Source organism: Pseudomonas sp. HY2-MNA-CIBAN-0224 (genome assembly GCF_040310285.1).
Lineage (GTDB): Bacteria > Pseudomonadota > Gammaproteobacteria > Pseudomonadales > Pseudomonadaceae > Aquipseudomonas > Aquipseudomonas helleri.
Genome location: NZ_JBEOPQ010000021.1, coordinates 1 through 19,433, shown reverse-complemented (window position 1 = coordinate 19,433; position 19,433 = coordinate 1). Strand labels below are relative to the sequence as shown.

Here is a 19,433-nt window from a genome sequence, read left to right as displayed (position 1 = left end):
GCTGCCGCAGGCTGCGATCTTTTGATCTTGAAAGATCGCAGCCTGCGGCAGCTCCTACGGTGCGTTTGTCAGTTAGTCAAAGGTGATGCCCTGCGCCAACGGCAGTTCCAGCGAGTAGTTCACGGTGTTGGTCTGACGGCGCATGTAGCCGCGCCAGGCGTCGGAGCCGGATTCACGACCGCCGCCGGTTTCTTTTTCGCCACCAAAGGCACCGCCGATCTCTGCACCGCTCGGGCCAATGTTGACGTTGGCGATGCCGCAGTCGCTGCCGGTGGCCGACATGAATTGCTCGGCCTCGCGCACGTCGGTGGTGAACACGCACGATGACAAGCCTTGCGGCACGGCGTTGTTCAGGCGCAAGGCCTCGGCAAAGTCGCTGTAGCCGATCACGTACAGGATCGGTGCAAAGGTTTCGCTGCACACCACTTCGCTTTGTTCCGGCATTTCCACAATGGCCGGGGCCACGTAGTACGCGTCCGGGTATTGGCTGGCCAACTGGCGCTCGCCGCCAAACACCCGCCCGCCTTCGCTCAGGGCTTGTTCCAGGGCGTTTTGCATATTTTCGAAGCTGTGTTGGTCGATCAGCGGGCCGACCAAGTTGCCTTCCAGCGGGTGGCCGATGCGCACTTTGGAATACGCCGCTTTGAGCCGGGTGACGATGTCTGCTTTGACCGATTCGTGTGCGATCAACCGGCGCAGGCTGGTGCAACGCTGCCCGGCGGTGCCGACGGCGCTGAACAGGATGGCGCGCACGGCCATGTCCAGATCGGCGCTGGGGCCGAGGATCATCGCGTTGTTGCCGCCCAGTTCGAGAATGCTGCGGGCAAAACGCGCGGCGATTTTAGGCGCCACTTCGCGGCCCATGCGGGTGCTGCCGGTGGCGCTGATCAGCGCGACACGCGGGTCATCGACCAGGGCTTCACCGGCGTCGCGACCACCGATCACCACTTGGCTCAGGTACTGGGGCGCGTCACTGAAGTTGCTCAGCACGCGATCGAATAGCGCCTGGCAGGCCAGCGCGGTCAGCGGGGTTTTCTCGGACGGCTTCCAGATCACCGCGTTACCGCACACCAGCGCCAGGGTGGTGTTCCACGCCCACACGGCCACCGGGAAGTTAAAGGCGCTGATCACCCCGACCACGCCCAGCGGGTGCCAGGTTTCGCGCATGTGGTGGCCTGGACGTTCCGAGGCGATGGTCAGGCCGTAGAGCTGACGCGACAGGCCAACGGCGAAGTCGCAAATGTCGATCATCTCCTGCACTTCGCCCAGGCCTTCCTGGGTGATCTTGCCCGCCTCCCACGACACCAGCTCGCCTAGGTCCGCCTTATATTCACGCAACAGGTCACCGAACTGACGCACCAGCTCACCCCGGCGTGGCGCCGGGACCTTGCGCCAGGCCTCGAACGCATGTTCAGCGCGGGTCACGTGCTGCTCAACCTCGGCCGCCCCTTCCCACTGCACGGTGCCAATCTGGCTGCCATCAATCGGCGTGTAGACCGGCTGCTTGCCGCGTTGATACAGCGCCGGGTTTACGCCAAGACGATCCAGTAATGCAGCAACCATGGGGCACTCCTTAGATTCAATAAACAGGTTCTTAGGCCTTTAGTTGTAGCTGGCTCATCCGGCGGTAACAAACGACCTTTAAGCGAGATATCATTCCGAAAATTCATGCTACACGGGTAAAGTCGGCGAACAACCAGCACTGGGGGGTCTTTATGCTGAACAAGCGTTATCTGCCATCGATCACGGCGTTGCAGTGTTTTGAGGCGGTGACCCGGCACCTGAGCTTTACCCGCGCCGCCGAAGAGCTGAACCTGACCCAAAGTGCGGTCAGCAAGCAGGTCGCACAGCTGGAAGAACTGCTTCAGCACTTGTTGTTCCGCCGGGTGCGGCGCCGCCTGCAACTGACGCCCGCTGGCGACTTGTACCTGGTAGAAGTCCGAAAAATCCTGACCCAAGTCGAGATGTCGACCCACACCCTGCGCTCGTATGGCGGCGAAACCGAGGTGTTGCGCGTGTCGACGCCATCGACCTTTGGCGCCCGCTGGCTGATGCCGCGCCTCAAGGGCTGGCGGCTGCGGCACCCGCATATTCATCTGGACGTGTGTAACGAACAGCCCGCCGATGACCTGTTGCAAGGGCGCAGTGATCTGGCGTTCTATTTTGGTCAGGGATCGCGGCCCGGCACCGAGTCGGTGAGGTTGTTCGGTGAAGAACTGGTCGCAGTGTGTGCGCCGTCGAGCTTGCCCGACCATCCCTTCGACGACCCCACGCAACTCACCGACCTGGTGCTGCTGCAAAACGCCTCACGCCCGCAGGCCTGGCACGAATGGTTTGAAAGCCAGGGTTATCACACCGATCACAGCTATCACGGGCCACGGTTCGACACGTTTTATATGTGCATCCGCGCGGCGCAGGTGGGCTGCGGCGTGGCCTTGCTGCCGAGGTTTCTGGTGGAAGAAGAACTGAGCGAAGGCAAGCTGGTCATTGCCTGGCAGCACCCGATGCCGAGCCGCGATGCGTATTACCTGGCCTATCCCGAACACTCGGCGGGCGTGCCGAAGGTCAAGGCGTTTGTGAACTGGATGATGGAACATCTGGATGACACATAACCGTGTAGGAGCGAGCTTGCTCGCGAGCTTTTAAAAGATCAAAAGATCGCGAGCAAGCTCGCTCCTACAGGGGGATTGCAGTCATCAATACAAAAACCGCTGGCAATACGGTCTGCGAATATGCGCCACTATCGCCATTCATTGAAAAAGCTGAACGCCGTGGCTATCAGGCACGGGCAGCATGGAGATTGCCGCTATGAGCGAGAGTGTGTTTGCCGACCGCATCGTGCAGAACTTGCTCGACACCGATTTCTACAAACTGACCATGATGCAGGCGGTGCTGCACAACTACCCCAACGTTGAAGTCGAATGGGAGTTCCGCTGCCGTAACAGCGAGGACCTGCGCCCGTATTTGAGCGAGATTCGCCACCAGATCGAACGTCTCGCTGAGCTGAGCATGACCCCGGACCAACTCGGGTTCCTGGAACGTATCACGTTCATGAAGCCCGACTTCATCCGCTTTCTGGGCCTGTTCCGCTTCAACCTGCGCTACGTGCACACCGGCATCGAAAACGGCGAGCTGTTTATCCGCCTGCGCGGCCCGTGGCTGCATGTGATTCTGTTTGAAGTGCCGCTGCTGGCGATTGTCAGTGAAGTGCGCAACCGCTCACGCTATGCCGGCACGCTGCTGCGAGAGGCCCGCGAGCAGTTGTATCGCAAGTTTGACTGGCTGCAAGCCAACGCCAATGCCGACGAACTGGCTGAGTTGCAAGTCGCCGATTTCGGCACGCGTCGCCGGTTTTCTTACCGGGTGCAGGAAGAAGTCGTCACGGTGCTCAAGCATGACTTCCCCGGGCGCTTTGTCGGCACCAGCAACGTCAACCTGTCCCGCGAGCTGGACATGAAGCCGCTGGGCACCATGGCCCACGAATGGATCATGGCGCACCAACAACTGGGCCCGCGCTTGATCGACAGCCAAAGCGCCGCGCTCGATTGTTGGGTGCGTGAGTACCGTGGCCTGTTGGGCATCGCCCTGACCGACTGCATCACCACCGACGCCTTTTTGGCCGACTTCGATCTGTACTTCGCCAAGCTGTTCGACGGTTTGCGCCACGACTCGGGTGACCCGGTGGTGTGGGCCGAAAAATGCATCGCGCATTACCATCACCTGGGCATCGACCCGATGAGCAAGACCCTGGTGTTTTCCGACAGCCTGACTTTGCCCCGCGCGCTGGAGATTTTCCGGGCGTTGCGCGGGCGTATCAACGTCAGCTTCGGTATCGGGACTAACCTGACCTGCGACATTCCGGGTGTTGAGCCGATGAGCATCGTGCTTAAAATGACCGCCTGTAATGGCTCGCCCGTCGCCAAGATATCGGATGAGCCTGGCAAGACCCATTGCTCTGATCCAAACTTCGCCGCCTATTTGCGCCACGTTTTCAATGTTCCTGAACAATCCTCCAAGGAGTGAATCATGCAGGCCGTACAGCGTCAGATTGCTGAAGATCTCAAGGTCCAACCGCCGTTTAAAAATACCGCCGCGCTTGAGTCCGAGATTGCACGGCGCATCACCTTTATTCAGTGCTGCCTGCACAATGCCAGGCTCAAGACCCTGGTGCTGGGCATCAGCGGCGGCGTCGACTCGTTGACCGCAGGCCTGCTGGCTCAGAAGGCCGTGCAGCAGCTGCGCGAGCAGACCGGCGACAAGGCATACCGCTTTATTGCCGTGCGCCTGCCCTACGGCGTGCAGCAAGACGAAGCCGATGCCACCGCGGCCGTCGACTTTATCAACCCCGATGAGCGCCAGACCGTGAACATCGGCCCGGCAGTCAAAGCCCTGGCCGCTGAGGTCAGCGCGTTTGAAGGCAAAAAGCCAGAAACCGTGGACTTTGTGCTGGGCAACACCAAGGCGCGGATGCGCATGGTGGCGCAATACACCATCGCTGGCGCCACGGGCGGGCTGGTGATCGGCACCGACCACGCCGCCGAAGCCGTGATGGGCTTTTTCACCAAGTTTGGCGATGGCTCGTGCGACCTGGCCCCGCTCAGCGGGCTGGTGAAGAACCAGGTACGGGCCATTGCCCGGCATTTGGGTGCACCGGAGTTTCTGGTCGAGAAAGTCCCCACCGCCGACCTCGAAGACCTCGCGCCGGGCAAACCCGACGAAGTCTCCCATGGCGTGACGTATGCCGAGATTGACGCGTTCCTGCACGGCGAGCCGGTGCGCGAAGAGGCGTTCAACATCATCTGCAGCACCTATGAGAAGACCCACCACAAGCGCGAGATGCCGTTCGCGCCGTGAGGCCTGGCTGCGCAGGCGGCGATGCATTCTTCGCCACCTGCACGTCTCAGAAACAACTTGTAACTTGCACGCTATAAAGTAACAGCAATGCTGTAGCATGGGGCCGTTTCCGCACTTTAGAACCCCCATAGGTCAGCCTTGATGAGCCAAGCCCCTTCCTCACCGCCAGCCAACGAACCGTTTGCCGATACCGAACTGGCATGCCTCGTAGGTGCCAAAGCCGCCCTCTTTCGCTGGGCTGCAACCATTGCCACCCGTGACGTCGAACAAATCCTCGCGCTGTATGCCCCCGACGCCATCCTGGTGCCGACTTTGTCCAATCAGGTGCGTGATTGCGACGACAGCCGCCGCAACTATTTCGAGAACTTTTTGGCCAATGATGGCTTGGTGTGTGACATCCAGGTGTTCAAAAAGCGCGTCAGCCGCAAACTCGGCACCGTGGTCGTGGGCGGCCTCTACACCTTTTCCTACCGGGCAAACAACGAACAGCGCCTGGTACCGGCGCGGTTCCTGTTCACCTTCGAACGCATCAATGACGTGTGGCTGATTACGGGCCATCACTCCTCTATCGAAGCGTGACCCGTTACGGGCTCAGGCAGACTCGTTTCTGACCTTTGCCGCGATCAGGCTGTCAGCGGGCGGGCGCTGACGGAAGTACTGGTCCACCCCGGCAAAGATCGCCTCGGCGATTTTGCGTTGGTGGCGGGTGTCATGCAGCCGCTGGCAATCGTTGACGTTGGAAATGAACCCGGTCTCTACCAGAATCGACGGCACCGCCGCCGACTTGAGCACGGCAAACCCGGCCTGCTCAACCCTGGACTGATGCAGCCGCGCAATACCGCCCAGTTGCGACAGCACCTGATGCCCCAGGTCCAGGCTGGTGGAGATGGTCGCGTTCATCGACATGTCCAGCAGCACGCCCGCCACCATCGGGTCGTCCTTGTGCAGCTTGACGTTCAAGCCGCCGCCCACCGAATCGGCGTCGTTTTCACGATCCGCCATCCAGCGCGCCATCGAAGACGTCGCCCCGTTTTGCGAGAGCGCAAAGACCGACGCGCCAGACGCCGTCAACCTCGGCGCCGCATCGGCATGCACAGAGATAAACAGATCGGCATCGAGCTTTTGCGCCACTTCGGCGCGTTTGCGCAGCGGAATAAAGATGTCATCGGTACGCACCAGCTTGGCCTTGTAGCCTTTTTGCGCGTCGATACGCTTGGCCAGCAGCTTGGCGATTTGCAGCGCAACGATTTTTTCTTGTTCGCCCTTGGAACCCACCGCGCCGGGGTCTTTGCCACCGTGGCCAGCATCAATGACCACCAGCAGGTCCCGGTTGCGCTTGGCTACCGGGCGCTCGGGGGCGCTGGGCGTGACAGCTGATGAGGCAACTGCTTTCGCCGGCTGGCCCGTCAGTTGTAGCTCCAGGCGGTGGCCATTGGCCGACAAGGGCCGAAGCGCTGCGCGCACACCGGCATCTGCCAGGTCCAGCACGATGCGCAGATCACCCGCCGGGGTTTTGCCGCTGCGGATGGCGGTGACAGGCGTGCCGTCCAGCACCAGCCCTTCCAAGGGCGCTGCCAACACTGCACGTTTGAGGTCAATCACCACGCGGGGCGGCGACTCGAGGGTAAAGCTGTTGGCGATGACCGGCCCGCTGAGGTCAAACAGCAGCGTGGTCGAACCTTGCACTCGACTGACACTCACACGCCGCACTGCTTGTGAGGCATACGCTATAAGTGGCGTCGGCAATGCCAACCCGGCCAAGAGAAATTTCACCACGCTACGTCTGTCCATACACCTTCCACGCACTCGAATACTCCGGTCGCGTCATCTTACTCGTTACGTTATAACGGCTAGATGAAGATTTTGACGGGCAGGTTTTATCATCAAAAGACCGCGCAGACCTGTCTGCGTCACAGCCAGAAAAAACGGAATGAACCCCGCATTTTTTTTCGCTTGTCCGCACGGGGCTTAGCGGCTTTGATAGACCTCTATTTGGTCGTCAGAGCCCTGCCCCATGTCTTCTTTCGATGGTTTGTTCTCTTTGGTTGAATCGGCACTCGATCAGCCAACCGCTCACTGGTTGCGCGAGCATGTTGAGGTGCCCCCTGCCTTGCAGCGCTTTAACTGGAGCGAACAGTCGCTGCACCGCGTATGGCTCGCGCAAGCGCTGAACCTGTGTTTGTTCCACACCTTGGTCAACGCTGTGCCAGATGGCCGACGGTATGTCGAAGAACAAACCCGGCAAGGGCGCAAGGTGGTGTTTGATCACGGCGCCATTCGCACGGTGGACTGGCCCATTAACGGCCAATTGCCGCGCGGCCGTCAGGCGTTTGCGCGCTTGCTGGAGCCGCTGGGCTTTACCGATGTGCGCACCTACCCGCTGACCAAACTGAGCATGACCGGCTGGGGCTATCGCCAGATGGACCTGCCTGAAGACATTGCGCAGTTTTTTGTCTCGGAATTGCACCCCGGGCGCTTCAGCGAGGCCTTTCAGCACGCTGTCAGCCGCGTGGTCGGCTCAAGCCTCGACCCGCTGCAGCCTGAACACCTGAGCCTGCTCAACCGCCTGAGCCTGACCCGCCATTGCAGCCTGAGCGAGGCCCGCACGCTGTTGCCCGCCTTGCACCGCGCCTTTGGCCGCCAACACGGCGTGGTCCACGCTGCGGACTACCAGTGCTTGCTCAACGAAAGCGCAGAAATGGCCTGGATCGCCACCGAGGGCAACAGCTTCAACCATTTGACCGACCGCGTGCAGGACCTGAACGCCTGCGTCGCCCAGCAGCGCGAATTGCAGCGGCCAATGAAAGACAGCATTGAGGTGTCAGCTTCGGGGCGGGTCATGCAGACGGCCTACCGCGCCTGCACCGTCACCCGCGAGCTGATCGATGCCCAAGGTCAGTGCCGCGAGCATCAAGTGCCGGGCTCGTTTGTCGAATTTATTCAGCGCAAGGTCGACCCGGACACCGGGCGCATCGACCTGAACTTCGACAGCAGCAACGCCCAAGGCATTTTCAAGATGACCGACTCAAAAGCCTGAGCCTGAATGCAAACAGCCCCGACGGCGCAACGCACGTCAGGGCTGTTTGAGGGACCTGCGCTTATTTCAGCGTGACGGTGCCTTTCATCATCGAGATATGGCCCGGGAACGAGCAGAAGAACCCGTACTTCTCGTCCGCTTTGAGCTTGGAGACATCAAAGGTCACGGAGTCGGTTTCGCCAGCGCCAATCACCTTGGTGTGCGCGATGATGCGCGTGTCGCCATCCTTCAGATAGTCTTTGTCGATACCCGCGCTCAGACCATCAGTGGAGATAGGCTGCATATCGGCTTCTTTACTCAGTACCCAGTTATGGCCCATGACTGCTTTTGGCAAGCTACCGGAGTGTGTCAGCTCTACGGTGAAAGTTTTGCAGGACTTGTCGATCTCGATAGCTTTGGTGTTGAACGACATTTGGTCGGTCGAATCAACGGTGACCTTGCACTCAGCTGCTAACAATTGGCCGCTGGCCAAGGTCAAAAGAGATACCGCAACAACTTTTGCAAACATGGTTTTTCTCCGAGGTAGGGTACAAAAAATCCATTATTTGTATACAGGATGCACGAAAACGGGCGTTGTTCCAATGACCCACGTCACGTCCTGACGTTTTTTGTCATGACCTTCTATCAGGCAAACGAACGTAAGACCAGCATCCTTAGGCCATTTTGGGCTTTTTCGGGGTTTAATCGGCATCTGGGTGTAGAGTCGTGTTTTGCGCGCAAACAGCCTGATGGCAAAAACCCAGCTAACGGCAAGGCACTAATACAGGGCAGAATACGCGCCGCTCAACCTCACCTTCGACCCCAAGAGGATCGCTCATGGCCAAACCCAACTATAACTTCGCCAAACGTCAACGAGACCTGGCTAAAGAGCAGAAGAAAGAGGAAAAGCTCGCGCGCAAAAAAGCCGCAGCAGAAGGCACTCCTGTAGAGAACGATCAAGACGTTGATGCAGAACACGAGGTCGCGCAAGAAGACGCTGACGCCACCGAAACCCCAGCCCCCCACGCATAACCCCACACCCCAGAATGCACAACGCCAGCCCGAAGGCTGGCGTTGGTGTAGGCATCACTGTGTAGCCGCTGCCGCAGGCTGCGATAAGGGCCGCAGGACCTTCGCTCTGAAAAAGCGCGACCCCTTCGGGCTCGATCGCAGCCTGCGGCAGCGGCTACACAGGCATTTAGCGCGGGACTACGGGCTTGCGCACAGGCTTCTTGCCTTTACCGCCCTTGGCGGCTTCCTGGCGCTCTTTGGCCGCCTGTTTGTTACGGGCAAACGCCGCAGCCTTGGCCTCTTCACGCTTGTCCCACGGGTTGCCACCATCGCTGGCACGCGGCGGCAAGCCGGTGTGTTGCGTCAGGATCTTGGTGGTTTTGCCACCGGCAACCTTGTGACTGCCAGCCGGCGTCGAGTTTTTACGGCGCGCGCTCTGGTAGCTGTCGGTCGCCGGCTGATGCAGCGGGATCAGTTGATCCTTGCCCGAGCCGATCAAGTCAGCACGGCCCATGCGGGTCAGTGCCTCGCGCAGCATCGGCCAGCCTTTAGGGTCGTGATAACGCAAGAACGCCTTGTGCAGACGACGCTGCTCTTCGCTCTTGACGATGGTCACGCCGTCACTCTTGTAAGTGACCTTGCGCAGCGGGTTCTTGCCCGAGTGGTACATCGCCGTGGCCGTGGCCATGGGCGACGGATAGAACGCCTGTACTTGGTCTGCCCGGAAACCGTTGCCCTTGAGCCACAGCGCCAGGTTCATCATGTCTTCGTCAGTGGTGCCAGGGTGCGCCGCAATGAAGTACGGGATCAGGTACTGCTCTTTGCCTGCTTCCTTGGTGTACTTCTCGAACATGCGCTTGAAGCGGTCATAGGTGCCAATGCCCGGCTTCATCATCTGGTTGAGCGGACCTTCCTCGGTGTGTTCCGGGGCGATCTTCAGGTAACCGCCCACGTGGTGGGTTACCAGCTCTTTAACGTACTCCGGCGACTCGACCGCAAGGTCATAACGCAGGCCGGAAGCAATCAGGATCTTCTTAACACCCGGCAGGGCACGGGCGCTGCGATACAGCTGGATCAGCGACGAGTGGTCGGTGTTCAGGTTCGGGCAGATACCCGGGAACACGCATGACGGCTTGCGGCACGCGGATTCGATTTCCGGGCTCTTGCAGGCGATGCGGTACATGTTCGCGGTCGGGCCGCCGAGGTCGGAAATGACGCCGGTGAAACCCGGCACCTTGTCGCGGATCTCTTCGATTTCACGAATGATCGACTCTTCGGAACGGTTCTGGATGATCCGGCCTTCGTGCTCGGTAATCGAGCAGAAGGTGCAGCCACCAAAGCAGCCACGCATGATGTTCACCGAGAAACGGATCATGTCGTAGGCCGGGATTTTTTCCTTGCCGTAGGCCGGGTGCGGAATACGTGCGTAAGGCATGCCAAACACGTAGTCCATCTCTTCGGTGGTCATCGGAATCGGAGGCGGGTTGAACCACACGTCCACTTCGCCATGCTTTTGCACCAGCGCACGGGCGTTGCCCGGGTTGGTTTCAAGGTGAAGCACGCGGTTGGCGTGAGCGTACAGCACCGCGTCAGCACGGACCTTTTCAACAGACGGCAAGCGAATCACCGTCTTGTCACGGGTCATGCGCGGGCTGGCCAGGATCTGCACGACCTTGGCTTCGTTCGGGTCTTCAACCGGACCTTTTTCTTGCTCGATGGCGCAGGCCTGAGTGTCCTGGGTGTTCACGTACGGGTTGATGATCTTGTCGATCTTGCCCGGACGGTCGATACGCGTGGAGTCCACTTCGTACCAGTCTTTGGGCGTGTCACGGCGAATGAACGCGGTACCGCGCACGTCAGTGATGTCTTCGATCTTGTGGCCATAGGACAGGCGCTGGGCAACTTCGACAATGGCCCGCTCGGCGTTGCCGTACAGCAGGATGTCGGCGCAAGCGTCGATCAGGATCGAGTTGCGTACGCGGTCTTGCCAGTAGTCGTAATGGGCAATGCGGCGCAGGGAGGCCTCGATGCCACCGAGCACAATCGGGACATTTTTGTAGGCTTCTTTACAGCGCTGGCTGTACACCAGGCTCGCGCGGTCCGGACGTTTGCCTGCCATGCCACCGGGGGTGTAGGCGTCATCGGAACGGACTTTTTTGTCGGCGGTGTAGCGGTTGATCATTGAGTCCATGTTGCCGGCCGCGACGCCGAAAAACAGGTTCGGCTCGCCCAGCTTCATGAAGTCGTCTTTGGACTGCCAGTTCGGCTGGGCAATGATGCCCACACGGAAACCCTGGGACTCCAGCAAACGGCCAATGATGGCCATGCCAAACGACGGGTGATCGACATACGCATCACCGGTCACGATGATGATGTCGCATGAATCCCAGCCAAGCTGATCCATCTCCTCCCTGCTCATGGGCAGGAATGGCGCTGGCCCGAAACATTCGGCCCAGTACTTCGGATAGTCAAAAATTGGCTTCGCTGCTTGCATGTCGATGACCGGTGTTGAGTGCAAAAAAAGGGCGCGACATTTACTGAGAAATTCGCGGGCGCGGAATATAGCACAAAAAATGACCAATTCCGACGGCGGCGGTCGGAATTGGCAAGTGTAAGGCCAGCTGTAGCAGGAGCCAATGGCGGGCGTTGCTGACAGCGGGCTACTGGTTACTCGTCGTCGAAGTTGTAACTGCCCGGCGCGAGGTTTTCGAAGCGCGTGTATTTGCCGATAAAGGCCAAACGTGCCGTGCCGATCGGGCCGTTACGCTGCTTGCCGATGATGATTTCAGCAACGCCCTTGTGCTCGGTTTCGGGGTGGTACACCTCGTCCCGATACACGAACATGATGACGTCGGCGTCCTGCTCGATGGCTCCGGATTCACGCAAGTCGGAGTTGATCGGGCGTTTGTTGGGCCGTTGTTCCAGGGAACGGTTGAGCTGCGACAGGGCAATCACCGGGCAGTTGAATTCCTTGGCCAGCGCTTTCAGGGACCGCGAAATTTCAGAAATCTCGTTGGTTCGGTTATCGCCGCCCGAACCCGGGATCTGCATCAACTGCAGGTAGTCGATCATGATCATGCCAATCTCGCCGTGCTCACGCACCAGGCGCCGGGTACGGGCACGCATCTCGGACGGGCTGATACCCGCTGTGTCATCGATGAACAGCTTGCGATCGTTGAGCAGGTTGACCGCTGAGGTCAGGCGTGGCCAGTCGTCATCTTCGAGGCGGCCCGCACGCACCTTGCTCTGATCGATACGCCCAAGGGACGAGAGCATACGCATGATCAGCGATTCACCTGGCATCTCAAGCGAGTAAACCAGTACCGCCTTGTCGCTGCGCAACACGGCGTTCTCAACCAGGTTCATGGCGAAGGTGGTTTTACCCATCGATGGACGACCCGCGACGATGATCAAGTCGGCTGGCTGCAAGCCGCTGGTCATGTTGTCGAGGTCGGTATAGCCGGTGGACAAGCCGGTAATGGCTTCGTCGGTATTAAACAGGGTGTCGATACGGTCGATGGCTTTGGTCAACAGGTCGTTGACGCTTACCGGGCCGCCGGTTTTAGGCCGGGCCTCGGCAATCGCAAAGATCTGCCGCTCAGCTTCGTCGAGGATCTCTTCTGCGGTGCGGCCTTCCGGATTGAAGGCACTGTCGGCAATTTCAGTGCTGATGCCGATCAGTTGGCGCAACGTCGCACGCTGACGAACGATCTGGGCATAGGCCTTGATGTTCGCCACCGACGGGGTGTTCTTCGCCAGTTCGCCCAGGTAGCCCAGACCACCGACTTGCGAGGTCTGACCTTCTTTGTCCAATTGCTCGGCAAGGGTCACGACGTCAATGGGTGAGTTCTGGTCGGCCAGTTTGGCGATGGCGCGGAAAATCAGGCGATGGTCATGCCGATAAAAATCGCCGTCCGAGACCTGATCCAACACGCGTTCCCAGGCGTTGTTGTCCAGCATCAGACCACCGAGTACAGCCTGTTCGGCCTCGATGGAGTGCGGCGGCACCTTCAGGGCTGCGGTTTGCAGGTCGTATTGCTCAGGAGCGGAAATATCGTTCATGGCCACGTGTCAGTTTGGGGTGAAAATCAGGATCAGCAGAAAGACAAAGGGCACGACCTGTAAACAGGATCGTGCCCGATGTTAACCGTCCAGCACACACGGTGCCAGTCAGTTAAGACTGCTTAAGCAGCTACCACAACAACGCGTACGGTTGCTTCAACTTCGGCGTGCAGGTGCACAGCCACGTCGAATTCGCCAACGTTGCGGATAGTGCCGTTCGGCAGACGAACTTCGCTTTTTGCAACTTCAACGCCAGAGGCGGTCAGTGCATCAGCGATGTCGTGAGTACCGATCGAACCGAACAGCTTGCCTTCGTCACCGGCGGTGGCAGTGATAGTCACTTCCAGCTCGCCCAGTTGAGCAGCACGAGTTTCGGCCGAAGCTTTCTTGTCAGCTGCTGCTTTTTCCAGCTCAGCGCGACGCTCTTCAAACGCAGCCAGGTTGGCAGCGGTTGCAGCGGTAGCTTTGCCGTACGGCAGCAGGTAGTTACGACCGTAGCCGGCCTTAACATTTACTTTGTCGCCCAGGTTGCCCAGGTTTGCGACTTTTTCCAGAAGGATCAGTTGCATGTGAAAATCCTCTTAACTTTTAACCTTCACCGTCCGCAGAGCCTTTATCAGCGTCTTTCGGCGCCAGACGTCCGCGAAAATCAATCAGGCTGTCGACAATGGCCAAGACCACGAGCAACGGATAGATCAGCTGCATAAACAGCAGCAGCGTGACGTACAACCCCACCAGCCAAAACTTGGCCAGTCGCTTTTTCGCTACCAGCCCGTGTATCAGGGCCAGGCCGGCAAAGAACAACGCTACGCTGCACAACGGCGTTAGCATGGCCATTTGCGGACCGAAGTTCGGCCCTACAAGCATGCACGCCAGCAACAATAGCGCTGGTCCCAGCGGTAGGCGGATGCTGCGAAATTCGCTGGCAAAACCGCCCGGGTTATACAACAGCGCTTGCCAGTAACGCCCAAGAATCAGGCTCAGCACGCTGACGACCTGCATCAAAGCTGCAATCAAACCGGTGAGGACGGGTGCAATCAGTGCTCCGAGGCGCGCTCGCTCTACGTCAGATAACTTGTCGTAGAGACCACTGAGGATCTGCGGCAGAAGTTTTTCCAACTCCTGCGCCATCGCACCAATGGGTTCGCGGAAAACCGTGCCCAGAACCACGCCATACACCACACCCAACGCTACGCTGACCAGCAGCACGCGGTACCAGGGCTGACCGGCGCGCAAGAGCATCGCCAATCCCAGGGTTCCCAACAGCACCATCAAGGTGCGGGGTTCGCCCATAAACCACCAGGCCAAGGCCGGCAGTAAAGCCCATGAGAGGATGCTCAAGGCATCTCTCGGACCGCGCCGCAGGAGCACAAGGCAACCTGCAGCAGCACTCAACCAGAACAAAAACGGCAATGCCGCACATCCGGCCACGATTAACGTGGCCTGCACACGGCCTCGCATGATGAACTCAGCTAGGGCACGCATGCATTCAATCCTTTACTACCTGTCGACTGCCCGGTCTCAGCGGCCGTGGCTGTCGGTGTAGGCCAGCAGGGCCAGGAAGCGGGCGCGCTTGATAGCGGTGGCCAGCTGACGCTGATAACGAGCTTTAGTACCGGTGATGCGGCTTGGAACAATTTTGCCGGTCTCGGATACGTAAGCTTTCAGAGTGTTGAGATCTTTGTAATCGATCTCTTTCACTTCTTCTGCGGTGAAGCGGCAGAATTTACGACGACGGAAGAAACGTGCCATGTAATTGGCTCCTCAAAAGGTCCGTGGATTACTCGTCAGCGTTATCGCTGGCGTCGCTGTTATCGCTGTCATCGCCATCGGCGCTGTCAGAATGCTCAGGACGGTCACGACGCTCACGGCGCTCACTGCGGTTCTCTTCAGCCTTGAGCATCTCGGACTGGCCAGTTACGGCTTCGTCGCGACGGATGACCAGGTTACGGATCACAGCATCGTTGTAACGGAAGTTGTCTTCCAGCTCAGCCAGGGCTTTGCCAGTGCACTCAACGTTCAGCATCACGTAGTGAGCCTTGTGAACATTGTTGATTGCGTAGGCCAGTTGACGACGGCCCCAATCTTCCAGACGGTGGATTTTGCCGCCGTCTTCTTCGATCAGCTTGGTGTAACGCTCTACCATGCCGCCGACTTGTTCGCTTTGATCCGGGTGGACCAAAAAGATGATTTCGTAATGACGCATGAATGCTCCTTACGGGTTGTAGCCTGCCGCTAACTTAAAGCGGTCAGACAAGGAGTGAATGACACTTGTGTGTCTTGCCTAGAGAGGCACATATGCGCCCGCCATGATGGCAAGGGGCGCAATTGTAGAGAAGGGACAAGAGCGACGCAAGGTGATTGGTGATTATTTGAACAATTCAAACGCCACTAACCTTGTAGCCGCTGCCGCAGGCTGCGATGGGTTGCGAAGCGACCCCGCCTTTATTAAAGCGAAGGTCCTTCGGCCCTTATCGCAGCCTTCGGCAGCGACTACAGGTCGGGCTTATTTCTTTTTGGCAGGAGCCTTGGCTTTGACGCTGCGCTGACGCAGGGCTTCGAACAGGCAAACGCCGGTCGCTACCGAAACGTTCAGGCTGCTGACGCTGCCCGCCATCGGCAGGCGCACCAGGTAGTCGCAATGCTCGCGGGTCAGGCGGCGCATGCCTTTGCCTTCGGCACCCATGATCATGATGGTCGGGCCGGTCAGGTCTTGCTCGTACAGCTCCTGCTCGGCTTCGCCCGCCGTACCGACGATCCACAAGCCACGTTGTTGCAGCTTTTTCAGCGTCGCGGCCAAGTTGGTCACAGCTACCAACGGAATCACTTCCGCCGCGCCGCAGGCTACTTTTCGTACCGTCGGGGTCAGCGTTGCCGACTTGTCTTTAGGCACGATAACTGCCAGTGCACCGGCCGCATCGGCGGTACGCAGGCAAGCACCCAGGTTGTGCGGGTCTGTCACGCCATCCAGCACCAGAATCAGCGGAGCACCTTCGGTGCGGTCCAGCAATTCGTTGAGCATGGCCTCGCCCCACACCTGGCTCGGGCTGACATCCGCCACAACGCCCTGGTGTACGCCTTCAACCCAAGCATCCATTTCACGGCGCTCGGCCTGACCGACGTCGATCCGGTTTTCAGCAGCCAGCGCGACCAGGGTCTGGACGCGAGGATCGTTGCGGCTTTCAGCCAACCAGATGTGCTTGACGCGTTTTGGGTGGTGACGAAGCAACGCTTCTACGGCGTGAATGCCGTAGATTTTTTCCAACTGACTCATGACTTGGCCTTAGGTTTGCGCGACCCGCCGCTTTTGCTGGCAGGCGCAGCGCCCGATTTTGGCGGGCCTTTACGATGTTTGCTGGGTTTGGAAGGCTTGCCCGCGTCTTTAGCGGGTGCTGCCCTCCCCGACTTTCCCGACTCCGACGCTCGACCGCCGCTTTTCGCATCGGCCAACAGCGCCTTTTTCACTTCGCGGCTTTTACGCACTTCTGCGTTATTGGCCGCTGCGTCGCTAGAGCGATAAGCACCGTCAGACGCTTTCACGGTTTTGGCTGGCGCGCTGCGGCGAGCGGGTTTAGCCGCTTCAACCGGTGGCGGCTCAGTCGGCTTGGTCCCGGATTTGCCCGCGTTTTTGCGCACAGGTTTGTCGTCGGTGCGGTTTTTACGACCAATCGGCGCGCTGAGGGTTTTCTCAGCCATTTCGAAGTCGATTTTGCGCTCGTCCAGATCAACCCGCATGACGCGCACTTCAACCGTGTCACCCAAGCGGAAGCTGCGACCGGTGCGCTCGCCCGCCAGGCGGTGATGCACAGGATCAAAGTGGTAGTAGTCGCCCGGCAAGGCGGTCACGTGGACCAGGCCTTCAACATAAATGTCGGTCAGTTCAACGAACAGGCCAAAACCGGTAACCGCTGTCACCACACCCGGGAACGTCTCGCCTACGCGGTCCTTCATGAACTCGCACTTGAGCCAGTTGGTCACGTCACGCGTGGCCTCATCGGCACGGCGCTCGCTCATCGAGCATTGCTCGCCGAGCTGCTCCAGGATCGCTTCGTCGTACGGGTAAATGCGCGCTTTCGGGATGGTCATCGCGCCAGCACGCAGAACGTGCGGGGTATCCTGCTTGGAGTGGATAACGCTGCGAATCGCCCGATGCGTGAGCAAGTCCGGGTAACGACGGATCGGCGAAGTGAAGTGGGTATAGGCTTCGTAGTTCAGGCCGAAGTGGCCCTGGTTATCAGCGCTGTACACCGCCTGGCTCAACGAGCGCAGCATCACGGTCTGGATCAGGTGGTAATCGGGGCGATCCTTGATGTGTTCAAGCAACGCCTGATAGTCCTTCGGCGAAGGACCATCCTTGCCTTTGTGCAGACTCAGACCCAACTCACCGAGGAACGCGCGGAGTTTTTCCAGACGCTCAGGCGGCGGACCATCGTGCACACGGTACAGGGCCGGAATTTCGTGCTTCTTGAGGAACTCAGCGGTGGCCACGTTGGCCGCCAGCATGCATTCTTCGATCAGCTTGTGCGCGTCGTTACGCGTGGTTGGGCGAATTTCAGCGATTTTGCGCTCGGAACCGAAGATGATCCGGGTTTCCTGCGTTTCAAAGTCAATCGCGCCACGGGTATGACGAGCGCCCAGCAGCACTTTGTACAGTGCGTACAGTTGCTTGAGGTGCGGCACCACATCAGCGTATTCGCTGCGCAGTTGCTTGGCGTCGTTGGTTTTCGGGTGCTCAAGGATGGTGCTGACCTTGTTGTAGGTCAGACGCGCCTGCGAGTGAATCACCGCTTCGTAGAACTGGTAGTCGGTCATTTCGCCGGTTTTGGAGATGGTCATCTCGCACACCATGGCCAAACGGTCGACTTTCGGGTTCAGGGAGCACAAGCCGTTGGACAACTCCTCGGGCAGCATGGGAATCACGCGCTCCGGGAAGTACACCGAGTTGCCACGCACTTGAGCTTCAGCGTCCAGCGCCGAACCAATTTTCACGTAGCTGGATACGTCGGCAATGGCCACGTAGAGCTTCCAGCCGCCGCCGAACAAGCGCAGCTTGCCTGACTTGGCTTCGCAGTACACGGCGTCATCGAAGTCGCGGGCATCTTCGCCGTCAATGGTGACGAACGGCAGATGGCGCAGGTCGATGCGCTTCTCTTTGTCTTTCTCTTCAACTTCTGGCTTGAGCTTGGCGGCTTCTTTAAGCACAGCCTCCGGCCAGACGTGAGGAATGTCGTAGGTGCGCAGCGCGATGTCGATTTCCATGCCGGGCGCCATGTAGTTGCCCACCACCTCAAGCACATCACCCTGCGGCTGGAAGCGCGGGGTCGGCCAGTGAGTGATCTTCACTTCAACGAACTGCCCGATCTTCGCGCCCGCATTGCGGCCCGGAGTCACCAGCACTTCCTGCTGGATTTTCGGGTTGTCGGCCACTACAAAGCCGATGCCGCCTTCTTCGAAGTAACGACCCACGATGGTTTCGTGAGCACGCGAGACCACTTCAACGATCACGCCTTCACGACGGCCACGGCGGTCCAGACCCGAAACACGGGCCAGCGCACGGTCGCCATCGAACACCAGACGCATTTGCGCCGGGCTCAGGAACAGGTCGTCGCTGCCATCGTCCGGCACCAAAAAGCCGAAGCCATCACGGTGACCGCTGATGCGGCCCAGGATCAGGTCGAGCTTGTCTACCGGCGCGTACGTGCCACGGCGGGTGTAAATCAGTTGAGCATCGCGCTCCATCGCACGCAGGCGACGACGCAGGGCTTCAATTTGGTCTTCGGTCGTGAGTCCAAACTCTGCGACCAACTGCTCACGAGCAGCAGGCGAACCGCGTTCAGCCAGATGCTGAAGGATCAGCTCGCGACTTGGGATAGGGTTTTCGTATTTTTCCGCTTCACGTGCGGCCTCGGGATCGAGGGTCTGCCAATCGGCCATTAGATAGTTTTCACCTTGTCTATATGCGGTTAGTTTGGCATACGCGTATTGAAACGGGAAATTTCGGACTCTAGCAGTGCCGTATTAGCCGGTTCTGACGCGCCTGGCGGGCTCAAACACACCGCCCGCGAAATATTTTGAATATTTTTAATCACAACGCTTTACAGGTCAAAGGGGCATCCGTATAGTGCGCGCCATCGACAACGGCGACGTTGCAGATACTGCCCAGATGGTGAAATTGGTAGACACGCCAGCTTCAGGTGCTGGTGGCCGCAAGGCCGTGGAAGTTCGAGTCTTCTTCTGGGCACCAATTTAGAGAGTGAGATTAGTACAATCTTGCATCTCACACAAAACCCGCGAAAGCGGGTTTTTTGCATTTGGGGGTTTCATAAAGATTTTTGATTTATAAACCAAAACAGGGGTTTACAGATCAAATAGCTCTCCGTATAGTGCGCCACATCAACAGCGGCAACGTTGCTGATACTGCCCAGATGGTGAAATTGGTAGACACGCCAGCTTCAGGTGCTGGTGGCCGCAAGGCCGTGGAAGTTCGAGT

17 protein-coding genes and 1 tRNA gene are annotated in these 19,433 nt (G+C 58.9%); 7 read left to right on the top strand and 11 right to left on the bottom strand.

The features are described from left to right. Positions 1-72: 72 nt before the first annotated feature. The gene (gene amaB / locus AAEZ03_RS12125) at positions 73-1,563 is read right to left on the bottom strand and encodes an L-piperidine-6-carboxylate dehydrogenase (protein ID WP_048366572.1); all 1,491 of its coding nucleotides are present in this window, start codon (positions 1,561-1,563) and stop codon (positions 73-75) included. 152 nt (positions 1,564-1,715) lie between these two features. On the opposite strand from amaB, the gene AAEZ03_RS12120 reads away from it, so the two are divergent. The 4 genes from AAEZ03_RS12120 to AAEZ03_RS12105 all read left to right on the top strand — a co-directional run bounded on the left by AAEZ03_RS12120 (position 1,716) and on the right by AAEZ03_RS12105 (position 5,433). Next, on the top strand, positions 1,716-2,612 hold the full coding sequence (locus AAEZ03_RS12120; protein ID WP_350578884.1) for a LysR family transcriptional regulator: 897 nt from the start codon (positions 1,716-1,718) through the stop codon (positions 2,610-2,612). Positions 2,613-2,808: 196 nt separating this feature from the next. Then, complete coding sequence (gene pncB, locus AAEZ03_RS12115; RefSeq protein ID WP_153328482.1) at positions 2,809-4,023, top strand: nicotinate phosphoribosyltransferase; 1,215 nt, start codon at positions 2,809-2,811, stop codon at positions 4,021-4,023. A gap of 3 nt (positions 4,024-4,026) precedes the next feature. Beyond that, the gene (gene nadE / locus AAEZ03_RS12110; RefSeq protein WP_278940576.1) at positions 4,027-4,854 is read left to right on the top strand and encodes an NAD(+) synthase; all 828 of its coding nucleotides are present in this window, start codon (positions 4,027-4,029) and stop codon (positions 4,852-4,854) included. A 141-nt stretch (positions 4,855-4,995) separates the two neighbouring features. Beyond that, entirely contained in the window at positions 4,996-5,433 is a 438-nt protein-coding gene (locus AAEZ03_RS12105; protein ID WP_350578880.1) for a DUF4440 domain-containing protein, read from the top strand. Positions 5,434-5,445: 12 nt separating this feature from the next. Here the strand turns inward: AAEZ03_RS12105 and AAEZ03_RS12100 are convergent, their stop codons facing one another. Further along, positions 5,446-6,645: an N-acetylmuramoyl-L-alanine amidase gene (locus AAEZ03_RS12100; protein ID WP_350578877.1), complete on the bottom strand. Its 1,200-nt coding sequence runs from the start codon at positions 6,643-6,645 to the stop codon at positions 5,446-5,448. Between the two features lie 223 nt (positions 6,646-6,868). Here AAEZ03_RS12100 and AAEZ03_RS12095 point away from each other — a divergent pair, with 223 nt between their 5' ends. After that, entirely contained in the window at positions 6,869-7,891 is a 1,023-nt protein-coding gene (locus AAEZ03_RS12095; RefSeq protein WP_350578875.1) for a DUF1338 domain-containing protein, read from the top strand. Between the two features lie 61 nt (positions 7,892-7,952). On the opposite strand, the gene azu is transcribed toward AAEZ03_RS12095, so the two are convergent. Beyond that, on the bottom strand, positions 7,953-8,399 hold the full coding sequence (gene azu, locus AAEZ03_RS12090) for an azurin (RefSeq protein ID WP_048366579.1): 447 nt from the start codon (positions 8,397-8,399) through the stop codon (positions 7,953-7,955). A 308-nt stretch (positions 8,400-8,707) separates the two neighbouring features. Here azu and AAEZ03_RS12085 point away from each other — a divergent pair, with 308 nt between their 5' ends. Next, a complete protein-coding gene (locus tag AAEZ03_RS12085; protein WP_123751167.1) occupies positions 8,708-8,902 on the top strand; it encodes a hypothetical protein in 195 nt (64 codons plus the stop codon). Positions 8,903-9,068: 166 nt separating this feature from the next. Here AAEZ03_RS12085 and AAEZ03_RS12080 read toward each other — a convergent pair whose 3' ends face one another. From AAEZ03_RS12080 to rnr, 8 genes are all read right to left on the bottom strand, one after another. Next, positions 9,069-11,375, bottom strand: coding sequence for a YgiQ family radical SAM protein (locus AAEZ03_RS12080; RefSeq protein WP_123751166.1), 2,307 nt, complete (start codon positions 11,373-11,375; stop codon positions 9,069-9,071). 173 nt (positions 11,376-11,548) lie between these two features. Then, positions 11,549-12,943, bottom strand: coding sequence for a replicative DNA helicase (gene dnaB, locus AAEZ03_RS12075; protein ID WP_048366583.1), 1,395 nt, complete (start codon positions 12,941-12,943; stop codon positions 11,549-11,551). Between the two features lie 122 nt (positions 12,944-13,065). Further along, the gene (rplI, locus tag AAEZ03_RS12070; protein WP_048366584.1) at positions 13,066-13,512 is read right to left on the bottom strand and encodes a 50S ribosomal protein L9; all 447 of its coding nucleotides are present in this window, start codon (positions 13,510-13,512) and stop codon (positions 13,066-13,068) included. A gap of 19 nt (positions 13,513-13,531) precedes the next feature. Next, complete coding sequence (locus tag AAEZ03_RS12065; RefSeq protein WP_048366585.1) at positions 13,532-14,428, bottom strand: YybS family protein; 897 nt, start codon at positions 14,426-14,428, stop codon at positions 13,532-13,534. 36 nt (positions 14,429-14,464) lie between these two features. Further along, positions 14,465-14,695: a 30S ribosomal protein S18 gene (gene rpsR / locus AAEZ03_RS12060; RefSeq protein ID WP_003171373.1), complete on the bottom strand. Its 231-nt coding sequence runs from the start codon at positions 14,693-14,695 to the stop codon at positions 14,465-14,467. 28 nt (positions 14,696-14,723) lie between these two features. Further along, the gene (rpsF, locus tag AAEZ03_RS12055; protein WP_003439045.1) at positions 14,724-15,149 is read right to left on the bottom strand and encodes a 30S ribosomal protein S6; all 426 of its coding nucleotides are present in this window, start codon (positions 15,147-15,149) and stop codon (positions 14,724-14,726) included. Positions 15,150-15,449: 300 nt separating this feature from the next. Continuing rightward, the gene (rlmB, locus tag AAEZ03_RS12050; RefSeq protein WP_048366586.1) at positions 15,450-16,217 is read right to left on the bottom strand and encodes a 23S rRNA (guanosine(2251)-2'-O)-methyltransferase RlmB; all 768 of its coding nucleotides are present in this window, start codon (positions 16,215-16,217) and stop codon (positions 15,450-15,452) included. Further along, positions 16,214-18,877 (bottom strand): ribonuclease R, encoded by a 2,664-nt coding sequence (gene rnr / locus AAEZ03_RS12045; RefSeq protein ID WP_350578868.1) that lies wholly within the window; start codon positions 18,875-18,877, stop codon positions 16,214-16,216. The genes rlmB and rnr overlap by 4 nt, the downstream gene beginning before the upstream one ends. A 223-nt stretch (positions 18,878-19,100) precedes the next feature. Between rnr and AAEZ03_RS12040 the strand changes: the two genes are divergently transcribed. Then, a tRNA-Leu gene (locus tag AAEZ03_RS12040) sits at positions 19,101-19,187 on the top strand. Positions 19,188-19,433: the final 246 nt, after the last annotated feature.

Bases quoted from the DNA above. Each gene is read 5' to 3' on its own strand.
- amaB (WP_048366572.1), bottom strand. From the start codon at position 1,563: ATGGTTGCTGCATTACTGGATCGTCTTGGCGTAAACCCGGCGCTGTAT.
- AAEZ03_RS12120 (WP_350578884.1), top strand. From the start codon at position 1,716: ATGCTGAACAAGCGTTATCTGCCATCGATCACGGCGTTGCAGTGTTTT.
- pncB (WP_153328482.1), top strand. From the start codon at position 2,809: ATGAGCGAGAGTGTGTTTGCCGACCGCATCGTGCAGAACTTGCTCGAC.
- nadE (WP_278940576.1), top strand. From the start codon at position 4,027: ATGCAGGCCGTACAGCGTCAGATTGCTGAAGATCTCAAGGTCCAACCG.
- AAEZ03_RS12105 (WP_350578880.1), top strand. From the start codon at position 4,996: ATGAGCCAAGCCCCTTCCTCACCGCCAGCCAACGAACCGTTTGCCGAT.
- AAEZ03_RS12100 (WP_350578877.1), bottom strand. From the start codon at position 6,645: ATGGACAGACGTAGCGTGGTGAAATTTCTCTTGGCCGGGTTGGCATTG.
- AAEZ03_RS12095 (WP_350578875.1), top strand. From the start codon at position 6,869: ATGTCTTCTTTCGATGGTTTGTTCTCTTTGGTTGAATCGGCACTCGAT.
- azu (WP_048366579.1), bottom strand. From the start codon at position 8,399: ATGTTTGCAAAAGTTGTTGCGGTATCTCTTTTGACCTTGGCCAGCGGC.
- AAEZ03_RS12085 (WP_123751167.1), top strand. From the start codon at position 8,708: ATGGCCAAACCCAACTATAACTTCGCCAAACGTCAACGAGACCTGGCT.
- AAEZ03_RS12080 (WP_123751166.1), bottom strand. From the start codon at position 11,375: ATGCAAGCAGCGAAGCCAATTTTTGACTATCCGAAGTACTGGGCCGAA.
- dnaB (WP_048366583.1), bottom strand. From the start codon at position 12,943: ATGAACGATATTTCCGCTCCTGAGCAATACGACCTGCAAACCGCAGCC.
- rplI (WP_048366584.1), bottom strand. From the start codon at position 13,512: ATGCAACTGATCCTTCTGGAAAAAGTCGCAAACCTGGGCAACCTGGGC.
- AAEZ03_RS12065 (WP_048366585.1), bottom strand. From the start codon at position 14,428: ATGCGTGCCCTAGCTGAGTTCATCATGCGAGGCCGTGTGCAGGCCACG.
- rpsR (WP_003171373.1), bottom strand. From the start codon at position 14,695: ATGGCACGTTTCTTCCGTCGTCGTAAATTCTGCCGCTTCACCGCAGAA.
- rpsF (WP_003439045.1), bottom strand. From the start codon at position 15,149: ATGCGTCATTACGAAATCATCTTTTTGGTCCACCCGGATCAAAGCGAA.
- rlmB (WP_048366586.1), bottom strand. From the start codon at position 16,217: ATGAGTCAGTTGGAAAAAATCTACGGCATTCACGCCGTAGAAGCGTTG.
- rnr (WP_350578868.1), bottom strand. From the start codon at position 18,877: ATGGCCGATTGGCAGACCCTCGATCCCGAGGCCGCACGTGAAGCGGAA.